12 protein-coding genes and 4 pseudogenes are annotated in these 14,424 nt (G+C 62.7%); 9 read left to right on the forward strand and 7 right to left on the reverse strand.

Features of this window, described 5'->3' with window-relative positions; translation table 11 throughout:
* Positions 1 to 69: 69 nt before the first annotated feature.
* On the reverse strand, positions 70 to 1,431 hold the full coding sequence (locus tag KWO_RS21690; RefSeq protein WP_010364289.1) for an MFS transporter: 1,362 nt from the start codon (positions 1,429 to 1,431) through the stop codon (positions 70 to 72).
* Between the two features lie 112 nt (positions 1,432 to 1,543).
* Positions 1,544 to 2,092, reverse strand: a pseudogene (locus tag KWO_RS21695) (YdeI/OmpD-associated family protein).
* 127 nt (positions 2,093 to 2,219) lie between these two features.
* Here KWO_RS21695 and KWO_RS21700 point away from each other — a divergent pair.
* Positions 2,220 to 3,485: a phospholipase D-like domain-containing protein gene (locus KWO_RS21700; protein WP_010364293.1), complete on the forward strand. Its 1,266-nt coding sequence runs from the start codon at positions 2,220 to 2,222 to the stop codon at positions 3,483 to 3,485.
* Between the two features lie 15 nt (positions 3,486 to 3,500).
* Here the strand turns inward: KWO_RS21700 and KWO_RS21705 are convergent.
* Positions 3,501 to 4,006 (reverse strand): annotated as a pseudogene (locus tag KWO_RS21705) (CcdC protein domain-containing protein).
* Between the two features lie 274 nt (positions 4,007 to 4,280).
* Here KWO_RS21705 and KWO_RS21710 point away from each other — a divergent pair.
* The 3 genes and pseudogenes from KWO_RS21710 to KWO_RS21720 all read left to right on the forward strand — a co-directional run.
* On the forward strand, positions 4,281 to 4,487 hold the full coding sequence (locus KWO_RS21710) for a hypothetical protein (RefSeq protein ID WP_010381276.1): 207 nt from the start codon (positions 4,281 to 4,283) through the stop codon (positions 4,485 to 4,487).
* Complete coding sequence (locus tag KWO_RS21715) at positions 4,474 to 5,586, forward strand: type II toxin-antitoxin system RelE/ParE family toxin (RefSeq protein WP_010381281.1); 1,113 nt, start codon at positions 4,474 to 4,476, stop codon at positions 5,584 to 5,586. Before KWO_RS21710 ends, KWO_RS21715 begins: the two co-directional genes overlap by 14 nt.
* A 44-nt stretch (positions 5,587 to 5,630) precedes the next feature.
* Positions 5,631 to 5,891 (forward strand): annotated as a pseudogene (locus KWO_RS21720) (enterochelin esterase); the annotation flags it as partial.
* 111 nt (positions 5,892 to 6,002) lie between these two features.
* Here the strand turns inward: KWO_RS21720 and KWO_RS21725 are convergent.
* Positions 6,003 to 6,401 carry a DUF2384 domain-containing protein gene (locus KWO_RS21725; RefSeq protein ID WP_026112240.1) on the reverse strand — a complete coding sequence of 133 codons (399 nt, stop codon included), beginning with the start codon at positions 6,399 to 6,401 and terminating at the stop codon, positions 6,003 to 6,005.
* Positions 6,402 to 6,723: 322 nt separating this feature from the next.
* On the opposite strand from KWO_RS21725, the pseudogene KWO_RS21730 reads away from it, so the two are divergent.
* Positions 6,724 to 7,156: pseudogene (locus tag KWO_RS21730) on the forward strand (hypothetical protein).
* Between the two features lie 22 nt (positions 7,157 to 7,178).
* Here KWO_RS21730 and KWO_RS21735 read toward each other — a convergent pair.
* Positions 7,179 to 7,502 (reverse strand): hypothetical protein, encoded by a 324-nt coding sequence (locus tag KWO_RS21735; protein ID WP_010381297.1) that lies wholly within the window; start codon positions 7,500 to 7,502, stop codon positions 7,179 to 7,181.
* Positions 7,503 to 7,613: 111 nt separating this feature from the next.
* Between KWO_RS21735 and KWO_RS21740 the strand changes: the two genes are divergently transcribed.
* Complete coding sequence (locus KWO_RS21740; RefSeq protein WP_017112444.1) at positions 7,614 to 7,859, forward strand: helix-turn-helix domain-containing protein; 246 nt, start codon at positions 7,614 to 7,616, stop codon at positions 7,857 to 7,859.
* A gap of 147 nt (positions 7,860 to 8,006) precedes the next feature.
* On the opposite strand, the gene KWO_RS21745 is transcribed toward KWO_RS21740, so the two are convergent.
* Positions 8,007 to 8,990 (reverse strand): IS5 family transposase, encoded by a 984-nt coding sequence (locus KWO_RS21745; protein WP_017113471.1) that lies wholly within the window; start codon positions 8,988 to 8,990, stop codon positions 8,007 to 8,009.
* Between the two features lie 63 nt (positions 8,991 to 9,053).
* A complete protein-coding gene (locus KWO_RS21750; RefSeq protein WP_010375104.1) occupies positions 9,054 to 9,944 on the reverse strand; it encodes a pseudouridine synthase in 891 nt (296 codons plus the stop codon).
* 365 nt (positions 9,945 to 10,309) lie between these two features.
* On the opposite strand from KWO_RS21750, the gene KWO_RS21755 reads away from it, so the two are divergent.
* From KWO_RS21755 to KWO_RS21765, 3 genes are all read left to right on the forward strand, one after another.
* On the forward strand, positions 10,310 to 11,863 hold the full coding sequence (locus KWO_RS21755) for a choice-of-anchor Q domain-containing protein (protein WP_017112443.1): 1,554 nt from the start codon (positions 10,310 to 10,312) through the stop codon (positions 11,861 to 11,863).
* A gap of 350 nt (positions 11,864 to 12,213) precedes the next feature.
* Positions 12,214 to 13,065, forward strand: coding sequence for a chymotrypsin family serine protease (locus tag KWO_RS21760; protein ID WP_010375100.1), 852 nt, complete (start codon positions 12,214 to 12,216; stop codon positions 13,063 to 13,065).
* A 460-nt stretch (positions 13,066 to 13,525) separates the two neighbouring features.
* The gene (locus KWO_RS21765; RefSeq protein WP_017112441.1) at positions 13,526 to 14,362 is read left to right on the forward strand and encodes a restriction endonuclease; all 837 of its coding nucleotides are present in this window, start codon (positions 13,526 to 13,528) and stop codon (positions 14,360 to 14,362) included.
* Positions 14,363 to 14,424 lie beyond the last annotated feature (62 nt).

Consider the following 14,424-nt stretch of genomic DNA (forward strand, 5'->3'; position numbering starts at 1 on the left):
ACGAGGCTTCGCGCATACCCTCATCCGCCCCTACGGGGCACCTTCTCCCGATGGGAGAAGAGCAAAAGTTCACCGCTTGCGCTGATGCATCGCCGCTTCGTCGTCCAGCCAATTGCTGCCCTTGTTGGTCAGGAAGAACATGTAGACCACCAACGACACTGCAATCACCGCAGTTGCATAGATCACGAACTCGGTCACGTGGCCGGTCTTCAACGAGGCCTGATACAGCAACGGCGCGGTTCCGCCAAATGCCGAATTGGCCAACGCATAGCCAAGACCAACGCCCAGCGCGCGCACATGGATGGGGAACAATTCCGCCTTCACCACCGCATTGATCGAGGTGTAGCCGGTCAGGATCACAAAGCCCACGGTGAGGATCGCGAATGCGGTCAGCCAATCGGTCTGCTTGGGCAGTTCCATCACCAGGAACCAGGTGTAGAGCACGCCGCCGATGCCGAAGAACACCAGCAAGGTCTTGCGCCCCACGATGTCGGACAACCATCCACCGATGGGCTGCATCAACATCAGCACGGTCAGCGCCACCAGATTGATGATGGTGCCGGCCATCACGTCGCCACCGGCGAACGCGGTCTGGATCATCTTCGGCCCGGTCACCGAATAGGTGTAGAACGCAATCGTGCCGCCGGCGGTAATCAGGAAGCACAGCAGCAACGGGCGCCACTGATTGACGAACAATTCGCGCATCGAGCCGGACGCCTTGGCCTTGCCGGTACGCGAATCAGCGATGGATTCGGAGCTCAGCGACTCGTCCATCGTGCGGCGCAACCAGAACACCACCAACGCGCCAATGCCGCCCAGACCGAACGCCACGCGCCAGCCCCATTCGGAGACCTGCGGCGCATCGAAGAAATGCAACATGATCAGCAAGGTGGTCTGCGCCAGCACATGGCCGCCTACCAGCGTTACGTAATGGAACGACGACAGGAAGCCGCGCCGGCCGGGAATCGCCGCTTCAGACATGTACGTGGCGCTGGTGCCGTATTCGCCACCGGTGGCAAAGCCCTGCAGCAGGCGCGCCATCAACAAAATGATCGGCGCAGCGATGCCGATCGTCGCCACGGTCGGCGTGATGGCAATGACGAACGAGCACAGCGCCATCATCGACACCGAAATGGTCAACGCCAGGCGGCGGCCGTAACGGTCGGCGAAGCGGCCGAAATACCACGCACCAATCGGCCGCATCAAGAACGTCATCGCAAAGATCGCCCACACGAACATGGTGGCGTTCTTGTCTTCCTTGGAAAAGAACTGCGACTCGAAGTAGGTGGCGAACACCGAATAGACGTAAACGTCGTACCACTCGACCAGGTTACCGGCCGAGCCCTTGAGCGTGTTGGACACCGAGCGGCGAAGGCTACCGGAAGCTGTGCCAGAACCGGCGGCGATCGGAGACGATGGGGGTGCGCTCATGCGGTCAGAACCTCTGCGGTGGGACAGCCCGGAGTATAGGTGCGCGCTTGTGTGACGCATGTAAGCATTTCGGCGCATATACAGCGGCAAATCAAACACCACGCCGGTCGCTTCAGCCCGCTTTCGGCGTGGGTGCCGCAAGCGATTTACGGTACATCCCGGAACGATCGAAGCAGCACGCACGGCGTTTGCCGGACGCCAGCATGTCGCACGCAGTGGCGATGCGTTGGCCACGCGTCTGTGCTTTTTTGCCAGACACAACTCAGAAGATCCAGTCGCGCCGCGCCATGGCAGTGATGTCGTCCCAGCTCGCACGCGCGGCCGGATGCGCTGCCAGCGCCGCATGCAGATCGTCCGGCACCAGCGGCTCGGGCTCTTCGGCAACTGGCTCAATCTCCAGCGCCACCGTCTGGTCGGCGGACACGCCGGCAGCCTGCCGCAGCGCTTTGTCGACCTTGAGCCAATGCCCACCCTGCCCGTCTGGCTGCAAGGTTGTCTGCAGCCGATGCCCGGCAAACATGCCGGTGACGCTCACCATGCTGCGGTTCGGCAACTTAGCGCTCGCGGCTGCAGGCAATGACAGCAACAGCCAATCCGCACCGGCAGGCGCTGCCGGCTCCAGCAACGTGGCCTTGCAGCGAATCGCGGCGGGCTTGCTCATGCCGTGAACAATAGCAGCGCACTGCAGCGCGCCTCGCCGTTCGACCTTTCACAACCCCCATGCCGTCACCCTTGCCAGAATGCCGGCCGCTTGAGGCCGCGGTGGCACGGGAACGGGAGTTGGATGCATGACATGGATCATCGTGGCCACGGTCATCAGCACGTTGGTGGTGGGTCTGCTGGCGCTCAACTTCGCCACGCCCGAGAAGAAGTTGCAGCACATTCCGAGTCATTGCTACGACGTCGCCGACCCGCAGTTCAAACGCGAGATGTCGGTGTTGCTGGGCCCGACCATTCTGCCCGGCAACAAGATCGAGGTGCTGCATAACGGGCGCGAGATCTTTCCGGCGATGCTGGCGGCCATCCGCGGCGCGCAGCGCACCATTACGTTCGAAACCTATATTTATTGGTCCGGCGAGATCGGCCGCGAGGTCAGTGAGGCGCTGTCCGAGCGTGCGCGTGCCGGGGTCAAGGTGCGCGTTACCATCGATTGGGGCGGCAGCCTGAAGATGGACCCGGCGCTGGTCGAGGCCATGACCGAGGCTGGCGTGGAAGTGCATCGCTACCGTCCGCTGACCTGGTACAACCTGCACCGCGTCAACAACCGCACCCACCGCAAGCTGCTGGTGATCGATGGCCGCGTTGGCTTCACCGGCGGTGTGGGTGTGGCCGACCAATGGATGGGCAATGCGCAGGACCCGGAGCACTGGCGCGATTCGCATTACCGCATCGAAGGCCCGGTGGTGGCGCAGGTGCAAACCGCCTTCAACGACAACTGGATCAAGACCACCGGCCGCGTGCTCAATGGCACCGACTACTACCCCGAACTGGCACCGGCAGGCGACAGCGACGCGCAGCTGTTCGTGGCCTCACCCTCGGGCGGCAGCGAAAGCATGCATTTGATGTATTTGATCGCCATTGCCGCCGCGCGTACCTCGATCGACCTGGCAGCGGCGTATTTCGTTCCCGATGCGTTGATCACCCGCTCGCTGCTGGAAGCCCGCAGCCGCGGCGTCAACATTCGCGTGCTGCTACCGGGCAAGCATATCGATGCGATTTCGGTGCGGCTGGCGTCCAAAGCCAGTTGGGAGCCGCTGCTGCAGGCCGGCATCGACATCCACGAATACCTGCCCACCATGCTGCACACCAAGTTGCTGATCATCGATGGCTTGCTGGTGTCGGTGGGCTCCACCAACTTCGACATCCGCTCGTTCCGGCTCAACGACGAAGCCAGTTTGAATGTTTACGACCGCGCGCTGGCCGCACAGATGACCGCGGCCTTCGAGCGCGATCTGCAGCAGGCCGAGCGTTACACGCTGGAGCGTTGGCGCGCACGGCCGCTGCGGCAGAAGCTGGGCGAGATGCTGGTGCGCCCGTTTCGCTCGCAGGTCTAAAGCGCCCGGTATGGGTTAGGCCTGCAGGCGCAACTGGCGCAGGCGCCACCACAGCCCACCCACGTGCACCAACGAATACAGCACCAGTGCCGCAGCAATTCCCAGGGTCAATGGGCTGGCCTGCGAACCGGCCCCCGCTGCGCCCGCATTGAACGCGCCGTCGGCCCAGCGCCAGGCCAGACGCCCTAGCAACACCAGCATCAGGCCGCCGCCGATCCACGGATTGGGCGTGTACCAGCCCTGGCCATCCACCCGTTCGGCATGCGTATAGCGCAGCGACAGCGCGCCCAGCCCGATGCCGACCAGTGTGCCGGCGGCAATGCCCACCCGCACCTGTGGCAACCCGTAGACCGCGAACGCCAGCGCTGCCACCGCGATCAGCAGCACCACGCTGCGCACCGCCGTAGGCACCGGCTTCCACTGCTGCCGGCCGAAGCTGCGCCGGATGCGCCGTAGTAGAAGTAGCCGATGGCAGCCATTGAGAGATACGGCGTTAGTGGTGCGAGGGCAGCAGCTGGCATGGCGAGTCCTTTGCGGGTGAGGTGAAGCGACAGACGCAGAATGAAACCAGCCACGGACGCGAACAAGGTGCCAAGTGTCACTTTCTGCAGGCGGCAGCGTTGCAGGCGGTCGCATGGCACCGACCCTGCGAAATGGCGATGCGCCACCGAGACCGCGGCAGCGGATGCGCTCGCCGCCCGCCCGGTGAACGCCGCGAGCGCACGGCGGCGGTTGCCACACGCGAACAGCAGCTGCGCGGGTAGACTTGCGCGCAGTGCTCCCCACCGCAGTGCCATGTCCGCCATCAAGCAATACGCCCATACGCTGATCGACACGCTGCCCGAGACGGCCGGATGGGGCGACATGGTTCGCGTGGTGGCCGATGCCAGCTTCCAGGCCGCGGTGCAGGACGGCATTGCCGCGGCAGATCAGGGCGCGTTGACGGCGCCGGCACAGGTGAGCGCACTGTTCGCCAGATGGGGCGTTGATGTTACGGCGTGACTGGACCGTCCCGGCCGCCACGCAGCTTGCACACGCCCAGGATCACTACCACGCGCTCAACCCAACCGCTGCCGCCGCGATGGCGCGGCAGGTGCTGGACGCAACCCGCACCTTGGCCGAACAACCCGGCCGCGGCCGCGCTGGACGCGTAGCCGGTACCCGCGAGTGGGTGGTCAAGCAAACTCCGTACGTGCTGGTCTACCGCGTGCGCGACGACGCCCTGCAGGTGCTGCACGTCCATCTGGATGCCAGCGACTGGCTGCCACGCACCGAACCGCTGATCGAACGCATCGAACCGTGGATTGCCGCGCTGACCAGCGCGCTGCTGCACGTGCTGATGGCGCTGATTTTGCTGTCGGCCTCCACTCCCACCATGACTCCGCCGCAAGGCTCGGCCAGCGGTGGACGCATCAAGGTGGATTTCGTCGGCGACACCTCGCAGCCCGATCAGCCGGTGCCCTCGCCCACCCCTGTGCCACCGACGCCGACACCCACGCCGGTGCAGCCGCCACCGGCTGCCTCGCCGGTGCAGTCCACGTTGGTGCAGCAAGCCAAGAACCCGGTGCCGCCGCAAGGCAGCACTGCGCCCGGCAGCCTGGCCGAGCGCCGCCAGCTCCGTCGCCAGCAACGGCCCACCCCGCCGCAACCGCCGGCCCCGCCTGCGGCATCTACCCAGAGCCGCCCGGAAACCTGGACCGGTCGCCCACCGGGCATGCTCGAAGAACCTGCCGACGGCGCCGAAGACGGCATGGCCAATACCCCCACCATCAGCCAGGGCCGCCGCAACGACCGCAATAACGCCCAGCCCAGCATGGATATCGGCGGCTTCCAGGTCTATTACGAGGTGCGCAGCGAAACCCAGCTGCGTGCCTGGAAAGAACAGGGCATGCAGGAAATCGCCATCATCCTGCCCGGCACCCAGCAACGCATGATCTGCCCGCTGGATGTTGCCCTCAAACGCGGCTCCAGCAAATGCCGCCTGCTGCCGCCGGATTCGCCGGAGTTGAAGTCCATCGGCGATGCCCGCGAGGTCATCAACATGATGGAGGTCTACCGCCAGGGCGAACCGGTCTGGCGCGGGCCGGGACCGTATCGGTGAGTGGTGGGGCTAGGTCGGGCCCGGATTCCACTTAACCTGCTCCGCGCGTGGCCGCACAGTGGCCCACACTCAAGCCGGATCTGGACGGCAAGATCCATGTGATCGTCGGCACCGCCGACACGTTCTACCTGGATGGTGCGGCGCATGAATTACAGGCGGTGCTGGATGGCCTGGGCGCCAAGAGCGACTTCCGCTACCTGGAAGGCCGCAGCCACTTCGGTCTCTACGTCTAGGGCGATGACAACGACGCGCTGATGAAAAAGATCGCCGCAGACATGTACGCAGTGGCGCGACCGAAGCGGTAGGCGCCTGGAATCATCGCGTTGCACGTAGCACTAAGCACGTGCAACGCATATCGAGACCTACGCACTTCACTGACACGCCACATGGCCAAGGTTGGCGTTCTCGGTCGGTCATCAGACAGAGCGCGGCAGTTCCCATTCCAGTTGTTGCCGCAACACCAACAGCAACACCTGGAGACTGCCGCTGCGCACCATCGCGGAAGGGGTCTGGCCATCGAGGGCATTCATGGGTTTGCGGAACCAGCCGATCAGCGCCTCGTTGTTGCCGCCGTTCAACGCCCACGCGTGGCAGACGATTTCGCCCAGGTTTTCGATACCTGCAGTGCCCAGCAATTTGAGGTGCTCGGGAGTGAACGCAAATAGCGACAGCAACAGCTCGGCATCGGCGGCCTTGCCGTGGTCGACCTCCATCTGCTGGCTGTGCGCGGTGCTGTAGATCAAGGCCTGCGCGCGGAAATCTTCGGCGCGCCGCATGCCGGTAAGCACTGCTGCGATGAGGTCGGCGCGTTCCATGGAGTATTCCAGCTGAGTACGTGCGCGCACGCTAACCGGGGCACTGCTGCCGCTCAATCGGGAGACTCCTGACAGCCGCTGAAGGCGTTAGCGGCCATTGTGTTACGCACCACGGCACAGCACGCCCGGCAGCGGGATGTATGCGGCGGGCCAGAGCGTGACTTGCATGCTTTTGCGCCGCCCGCACGCCTTCGCAGCGTTAACGCAACGGTTGCCAGGATCCCGGGCGCGTCACTGCCAGCAGTCTGGGTACCAATGGGCTGCAGCGTTGGAGTCTCACCTCATGAGGAGTTGTCAGATGCCCCGGAAATCCGCTCTCGCCGTGTTTGCCCTGTCCGCCGCGGCGCTGCCGGCGCTGGCGCAGTCCGACCGCCAAGTGGTCGAAGACATGCTCACTCGCTCGGCCACTGTCTGCCCCCGGCCATAGCACCGAACGCACCACACCCACCGTTAGGGCCGTACCGGTTGGCGCGCTGCGCGTGATGCTGGAACGCGGCCTGGTGATGTGCCCCGACCGCCGCCTGGATGCCGCAGCGCCGACCGTGTTCTACGGCCGCCTGTGCGTGCTCGCCTGGACCCCGGAAGTGAAAGCCGGATCCACCGTCATCGCCAAACAGATCGACACGATGAGCCGCAAGGACGACCACCCCACCGAAACCCTGGTGTGGGACGCCAAGGGCACCGCGGCCACGCAGCAGACCGTGCCGATGTTCGAACCACAGCCGAGTGCGGCGGTATTGTCTAAGGTGCGCTGACGCTGTTGCACGCGGCGCCCAGTCAGGCGATGCGGCCGCGCTGCACGCACGCTTCGGCCGCATCGGCCGGACCGTCGCCGCCGAGCCGCTGTTCGTAAATCTCATCGACCACACCGCGCACCGCGCGGGCGGCATTGAAGATGCTCTCGCCCAGGACTGACAGACTGTTGGCGTCCAGCGGCTTGCCGCTGCACACCGCCACCATGTCGCTCTGCGCGGTGATCGTGCGCAACAGCGTGTGGAACTGGTCGATCTGCTCGACGGTGACCCCAAAGGTGAAGTGTTCTTCCTGCGTTTGCAGCGTGGCCTCTGGCGTAGGCGTCTTGCGTGTTTTCGAAGTCGTCATGCCCCCCATCCTCGACGGAAACGGACGGGATATCCGCAGCCTGAATTTATCCCTTTTTCAGATATTTGAAAAGGGGATATAGCTTCAGTGCGGCCTACCAACCTCGCCGCCATGCCAATCAAGTCGATCCACAAAGATCATTACGACATCCTGCTGCAACAATTGCGCGAACTTCGCCTTTCCGCCGGTTTAACGCAGGTCGCCTTGAGCAATGCGTTGGAGCGCCCGCAGTCGTATGTAAGTGACGTTGAGCGAGGCAGTCGCCGGATGGATCTGCTTCAGTTGCGAGACTTCTGTAATGCATGCGGAACCTCACTGACCAAATTCGTTGCCGAGTTCGAGAAAGAACTGAAGTAATCCACAGGGGCAGTGCTGGTTGCTCTGTTCCTAAGGATGGTCTGATCAACGCGACCGGAAAACGAAGCAACCGCATCCGCCGCGCTGAGGGCGCTCAAATCGCCGATTTTTTGCCGGTTTCGGCACGTTTGCGGGGTGTTGCCTGGATTACAGGCACAGCTTCCCCGCAGCAGGCATTAACGCTTTGCGCGTCAGCCACAGATTCGATAGTGCAAACAGCGTCAGCACCTGTGCGGTGTTCTTCGCCAAACCGCGATAGCGCACCTTGACGTAACCAAACTGACGCTTGATCACCCGAAACGGGTGTTCCACCTTCGCACGCAGGCTGGCTTTGGTGTGCTCCCAGCGCTTGGCCAACTTCAGTTCGCGCTTATTCTTGATCTGCTTCAGCTTCGAGGGCTTCTCCGCGATCAGGTAGCGCAGCGTGCGCTTGCCCTTCATCTCATCGCGCTTGTCCAGCCCGGTGTAGCCGCTGTCGCCGCTCACAGTGTCTTCCTTGCCGTGCAGCAGCTTGTGCGCCTGCGTGATGTCCGCTGCGTTGGCCGCCGTGCATTCCACGTGGTGCACCAGGCCCGACTCATCGTCCACCCCGATGTGCGCCTTCATCCCGAAGAAGTACTGGTTGCCCTTCTTGGTCTGGTGCATGTCCGGATCGCGCTCGCCATCCTTGTTCTTGGTCGAACTTGGCGCCGCAATGATCGTGGCATCCACGATCGTCCCGCCCCGCAGACTCTGCCCTTTACGCGACAGGTGCGCGTTGACCCGGTTGAACAGCTTGCGCGCCAAATCATGCCGCTCCAGCAAATGCCGGAAGTTGAGAATCGTCGTTTCATCCGGCACCTCATCCAGCCCGCCGATCTTCGCAAAACGGCGCATCGACACCGTGTCGTACAGTGCTTCTTCCGCCGATGGATCGCTCAGTGCGTACCACTGCTGCAAAAAGTGGATGCGCAGCATCGTCTCCAGCCGATACGGCTGTCGCCCCGGCTGCCCCGACTTCGGGTAGTGCGGTTCGATCAGTGCCAGCAGATCCTTCCACGGCACGACCTGGTCCATCTCGGCCAAGAACACCTCACGCCGCGTCCGCTTGCGCTTGCCGTTGTACTCCGCATCGCCGAAGGTCAGTTGCATCGTCGTTGTCCCGTTGCGTCTGTGTGATTGTCGCAGGATCAAGGGGAGTTGTTCAGAGTTTCCCTAACTGTTCGGCCCGACCTTCGCTCTAAAACTCCGTGGCTCACCGGTCAGCGGGTCATCGAACGCCAATGTATGCGCGAACAGCTGCAGCGGGCGTTCCGGGTCATCGGGCCGCTGGGCTTCCAGCTCGGGATAAAACCGCTCGTGCAGGATCGGCGCGCCCAGCGCGGCCATGTGCACACGCAGTTGATGCTTGCGCCCGGTCACCGGCTCCAGCCGATACGTCCAGGTGTCTGCGTTGCGTGCGACCACCTCGATCACCGTCTCGCTGTTCGGCTCGCCCACGCCCTCGCGCATGCGGAAGAACGGCTCGCCCGGCTCCAACAGGCTGCGGTGCACATGCGGAAATCTCAGCTGTGGCAGCGGTGGTGCCACCGCCAGGTAGTGCTTGCGGATGCGGCGTTGCCGAAACAAGGCCTGATAGATCCCGCGCGTGGCAGGGTTGGCCGAGAACAGCACCAGCCCCGCGGTTTCGCGATCGATGCGGTGCAATGGCACCAGCGCCGGATTGTCCAGCCGCCGCACCAGTCGCGTCAGCAGCGTCTCGCGCACGTATGCACCGGCGGGTGCCACCGGCAAGAAGTGCGGCTTGCAGGCCACCACCAACTGCGCGTCGGCATACACCACGGTCTCGACATAAGGAATCACCGGCTCATCGGCGACCTCGCGGAAATAGCGGATGTCCGCACCCACGCGATACGGTGCCGACAACGCCAGGGCCTGGTCGTTGGCATCGCGCACCAGGCCGCGTGCGAAGCGGTCGCGCCAACGCTCGGCCGCGATCGCCGGAAAACACGCGCACAGCGCCTCGAAGACCGAGACCCACGGGCCGGCAGGCAGCTGGAAGCGGCTGGCCGGCGTGCCATCGTAGGTACGGGGTGCATCGGGCATCGCCGGGATCGCAACGGGATCGAGAGTGCAGCATGGTAACGCGCGATGCGGCGACGCACTGCATGCAGCGTGGCAGTTGCATGCAGCAGTGCAGCATCGGTCGATCGCTGCAGTGGCCGTAGTCGGCATGCGCGAAGCGATGTGCGCCCGCGCGATGGCGCCGCATCGACGCGTGGTGTGATGGAACTTAGGTTGGAAGCGCGATGCGTGTGATCGCGCCGCATGCCACGCCTCGATCGCGACGCTGCGGCTTGCAATACATCTGTCATCAAATCCGTTGACGTTGCGTACGTGCAACCGGCTCTCCTTCGATCCCTTTCTCAAGCAGGAACATCACCATGCGTTCAACACTTCACGCCACCGTCGTGACGGCGGGGCTTCTTGCGCTGGTCACCACCAGTGCGGCCATCGCCGCCGTGCCATCGGTGGCGCAATGCACCACGCCGCAGCCGTGGGCGCACTCCAATGCCGGCGTGGTGGTCGGCAACGGCACGGCCGCCAGTTGTACCGCCAGCGCTCTCGCCACTGCGGTGGCGCAAGGTGGCTATGTCACCTTCAACTGCGGCACCCGTGCAGCCAGCATCGCCGTCAACCAGACCATCAACATCAGCGCCAGCACGCCAACGGTGATCGATGGTCAGGGCAAGATCACCCTGGATGGCCGCCAGGCCGCGCGCATCTTCCAGGTGCAGAACGGCAATGCGCTGTCGGTGCGCAATCTCAAACTGCAGAACGGCAGCTCCGTGCAGCCGGCGTCCAATACACAGTACGCGCCCGGCACCTGGGGCGGTGGCGCGATCAAGGTCAGCTACCGCGGCAAGCTGGAAGTGATCAACAGCCAGTTCCTGGGCAACCGCAGCAGCATCGGTGGCGGTGCCATCTTTGCCGGCAGCGATACCGACGTGACCATCGTCAAGAGCGCGTTTTCCAAGAACACCTCCTGGCTGGGCGGCGCGCTCTACACTCAGCTCAGCCGTCTGACCATCGTCAATTCCGAATTTGTCGGTAACCAGGCCATCAATGCGCCGGCCGGCTTCCCGGATGCCGACCAGTTCGGCAACAGCGGCGCGATCGACACCGACGGCGCCTCGCTCGCCGGCTACCTCAACGCCGCTGCCGGTGGCGCAACGCTCTCGGTGTGCGGCACGGTGGTGCTGCGCAACAACACCGCGGCCAACAGCGGCGGCGGCGCCACATTGTGGGCGTATGCGCCCGACACCATCGACGTGCGCTACTCCACCTTCGCCAACAACATCGCCTATGGCGGCCCGGCCGGCGGTGCGCGCATCAGCCTGGGCTTCGGCGACACCACGCACTCCGGCACCACCATCACCACGCCGGGCATCATCAACATCGAAGAAACCAGCTTCATTTCCAACCGCGCCGAAAAGAGCAATGCCGGTGCCTTGTACATGGACTGCTACGGCCCGTCCTGCAATGTCAGCAACAGCACCTTCTACGGCAACTACGCAAAAGGTGTGGGCGCGGCGATCCAGCATGTAGGCTGGCAGCCGTCCAATGGCGACCAGGGCAAGACCACGGTGCGCTTCAACAACGTCACCTTCGCCGAGAACACTCCCGGGTCCACGTTGTTCGGCAGCGGCTTCGACATCCGCAACAGCGTCTTCTACTCCAAGACCGAGCGTACCTTCTGCAGCGACCAGAGCAGCACCGGCAACAACCTGATCGAGTACTCCGCTGCGGGCGGCTTGTTCCATAGCTGCCTCACCACCGGCCTGGCACGCGCCACCGACCCGCTGCTGGGCGCACCCGCCGCCAATGGCGGACCCACGCTTACCCAATTGCCGGCGGCCAATAGCCCGGTGCGCAATCTCGGCAGCAACTGCCGCACGATCGACCAGCGTGGTGTTGCGCGTGATACCGCGGTGTGCGATGTGGGGGCGGTGGAAATCAAGTAAGTGGAATTGCGTGTCCCCGTCCCCTGGCGAGGACGCGCGTTGTGTGGCCGAGTGGCTTAAGCCTGCTCGGTCATGCGATCAAGGATCCCCAGGGTCAGCCTCTTTGTGACGGCGACTGCGTCATCGAATCTGGTCTTGTTGTGATGCACGGCTTGCTCAACCGCTGAAGCCGATCAAGCTGCATGTTGAAATCTTGCGCAGTTCCGGATTTGGTCAATGCGCAGCTGCACGCAAAAGCGCGGCAGCGATCTACTTCGTTTGCTGCGGTGGCGCTTCGTCCCTAAAAAAATAGTTAATTGCCGAGGAATTACGATGTCTTGAGTTGTTTCACCATAACCTCGTAGGAAAAGATGATTAATATTTACTTCGCGCGTCCAGATACGTCTCAAAAGAAAATGGGACGTGCACGTCGCGGCTCTTTGATCGCCGTTGGTGTCCTGGCGTTCCTTGCCTCTGCCTCGGCGCTTGCTATCGATCAGGCCAGACTCCGGCAGCCAGTGGTCGGCGGTACGGTGCTGACGATGAGCCTGGGTAACCGCTGCACTGCCGGTCTTGTGCTCAAGCAGACAGGCGTTCTTGCTAACTTGACGCCCTATCGGAGAGCGGTCCGGTTCGTTCTGACTGCAGGTCACTGTGGTGACTACAACAGCACAGTGTCCGTAGATGGGGCAGATCTTGGCTATGTCTCATGGAAATCGAGCGTTTCAGATCTCGAATTGATTCGCGTGGAACCGGTGCTGCATAACTACCGGCACTGCGAAGCGCCATCAACGGGAATTCACTGCACAATCGTTTCGACCTACGAGCCGCGTGCGGTAGGCAAGGTCCTGCTCTCGCGGGCAATCCTTTATCGGTCGCGCGCTGGCGGGCTCGATACGATTGCGGTCAATGGCCACACGCCCGCTCCTCCGACTGACCGCTTCTGCACAAGCGGCATGAGCACCGACGTGTTGTGCGACTGGACCGATGCGCGCATTCCTGCAAATTTTCCCGACCCAGGACTCCAAGGACTGCATGCCGCCACCCCGGACTTCGGCGGCCTGACAGGCCCAGGCGATTCCGGCGGACCGGTGGTGAGCCCATCGGGAGTGATGCATGGGATCGTTAAAGGTCAATACGATAATCTGAACATGATGTTTTATACATCTACAGCTCAGTTCTTCCGCGAGCAGCCTGATTATACGATTGCACCACCAAACTGATTTCGGCAGTGAGATGATTTGGCGAAGTATTCGCCTATCACTCCAGGCCGGCAACCCCTTCCCCTTCAAGGGAAGGGGTTGGATGGAACGAATTGCCGCAACTGAATGTTGCCCGCTTGATCTCAAGGCAGAAAACCTTCAAGCCTGCCTCCACCGACGATCCAAAGACTCCGCTCGTCGTAGCAATGGCCAAGTTGGCGACAACTAGCCCGCATTGCATCTGGTCATGTTGATCGCCGTATCCGAAAACAATCCGCGCGCAACCCTCACCCGTTCAAGAGTCGGCTTGCGGCTGCCGACGTGGCGCTAGCGAACTCAAACGTTGAAGCTCGTGCAAGCCTTCTGTGCTGAACTGCCCGATCCTCAACATTTGATGGGGTGCCGGTCGCAATGGCATCGTCCCCTTGCTGACAACGCGCGTTTAAGCGGTTATGTTCGAACCTGGAACGGGGGTTCTTGCATGGGACGCAGAAAGAAGCAAAGTGGGTTTGAAGCGTTGGCTGCGTTGCCGTGGCCGCTCGGCCTTGTTGCGGGAATCGTTGGGTACCTTGGGGTGCGCTACGGCATCGGCTGGTGGTTCTCCCACCATGGCGGGATGCTGTCCCAAGGGTTTGCCCAACAGGCGAGTGGGGCGTTCGCGCCATTGGCGTGGATGCTGCTCGGCATCTGCTGGCTCGCCGCGCTGTGCTCCTATCTGGGCTCACGCAGCCGGCAACGCTTTCTGGACACACGTACCACCCTGGAGAGCCTGGCCGCTGGCGGCTGGCGCCAATTCGAACGATTGGTAGGCGAAGCATTTCGCCGCCAAGGCTATAGCGTCGAAGAAACCGGCCTGGGCGGTGCAGACGGCGGCATCGACCTGATTCTGCGCAAGGACGGCCGCCGCACACTGGTGCAATGCAAACAATGGAAGCGTCAGCAGGTTGGCGTCAGCGTCGTGCGCGAAATGTACGGCCTGCTGGCCCATCACCAGGCCCACGCGGTCAAGATCGCCTGCATCGGCACTTACACGAAAGACGCCGAGCGCTTTGCCGAAGGCAAGCCAATCGAATTGATCGGCGGCGAACAGTTGTTGAACATGATCCAAGTAGTACAGCAGCAAGCCACAGCGCAGCCGATGGCGATATCCGCGCGCATTGAGCCCGTCTTTGCTTCACCTGATTCTTCTACTTCTGCAAATCTCGTCAATCCAGGCTGCCCACGCTGCGGCAGCGGGCTTGTGCAGAGGACAAACCGGCGCACCGGCCAGAACTTCCTAGGTTGCAGCCAGTTCCCTGGGTGCAGAGGAACTTCGTAAGTGAATCTGACCTCATTTTTTTGAAATTCCCTTTGAACTAACAATAACCTGAATATTTTTTA

The sequence above is a fragment of the Xanthomonas vasicola pv. musacearum NCPPB 4379 genome (genome assembly GCF_000277895.2).
GTDB lineage: Bacteria > Pseudomonadota > Gammaproteobacteria > Xanthomonadales > Xanthomonadaceae > Xanthomonas > Xanthomonas vasicola.

What these genes read in the sequence shown, in the direction of transcription:
- KWO_RS21690 (WP_010364289.1), bottom strand. Translation starts at nt 1,431, where the DNA reads ATGAGCGCACCCCCATCGTCTCCGATCGCCGCCGGTTCTGGCACAGCT.
- KWO_RS21700 (WP_010364293.1), top strand. Translation starts at nt 2,220, where the DNA reads ATGACATGGATCATCGTGGCCACGGTCATCAGCACGTTGGTGGTGGGT.
- KWO_RS21710 (WP_010381276.1), top strand. Translation starts at nt 4,281, where the DNA reads ATGTCCGCCATCAAGCAATACGCCCATACGCTGATCGACACGCTGCCC.
- KWO_RS21715 (WP_010381281.1), top strand. Translation starts at nt 4,474, where the DNA reads ATGTTACGGCGTGACTGGACCGTCCCGGCCGCCACGCAGCTTGCACAC.
- KWO_RS21725 (WP_026112240.1), bottom strand. Translation starts at nt 6,401, where the DNA reads ATGGAACGCGCCGACCTCATCGCAGCAGTGCTTACCGGCATGCGGCGC.
- KWO_RS21735 (WP_010381297.1), bottom strand. Translation starts at nt 7,502, where the DNA reads ATGACGACTTCGAAAACACGCAAGACGCCTACGCCAGAGGCCACGCTG.
- KWO_RS21740 (WP_017112444.1), top strand. Translation starts at nt 7,614, where the DNA reads ATGCCAATCAAGTCGATCCACAAAGATCATTACGACATCCTGCTGCAA.
- KWO_RS21745 (WP_017113471.1), bottom strand. Translation starts at nt 8,990, where the DNA reads ATGCAACTGACCTTCGGCGATGCGGAGTACAACGGCAAGCGCAAGCGG.
- KWO_RS21750 (WP_010375104.1), bottom strand. Translation starts at nt 9,944, where the DNA reads ATGCCCGATGCACCCCGTACCTACGATGGCACGCCGGCCAGCCGCTTC.
- KWO_RS21760 (WP_010375100.1), top strand. Translation starts at nt 12,214, where the DNA reads ATGATTAATATTTACTTCGCGCGTCCAGATACGTCTCAAAAGAAAATG.
- KWO_RS21765 (WP_017112441.1), top strand. Translation starts at nt 13,526, where the DNA reads ATGGGACGCAGAAAGAAGCAAAGTGGGTTTGAAGCGTTGGCTGCGTTG.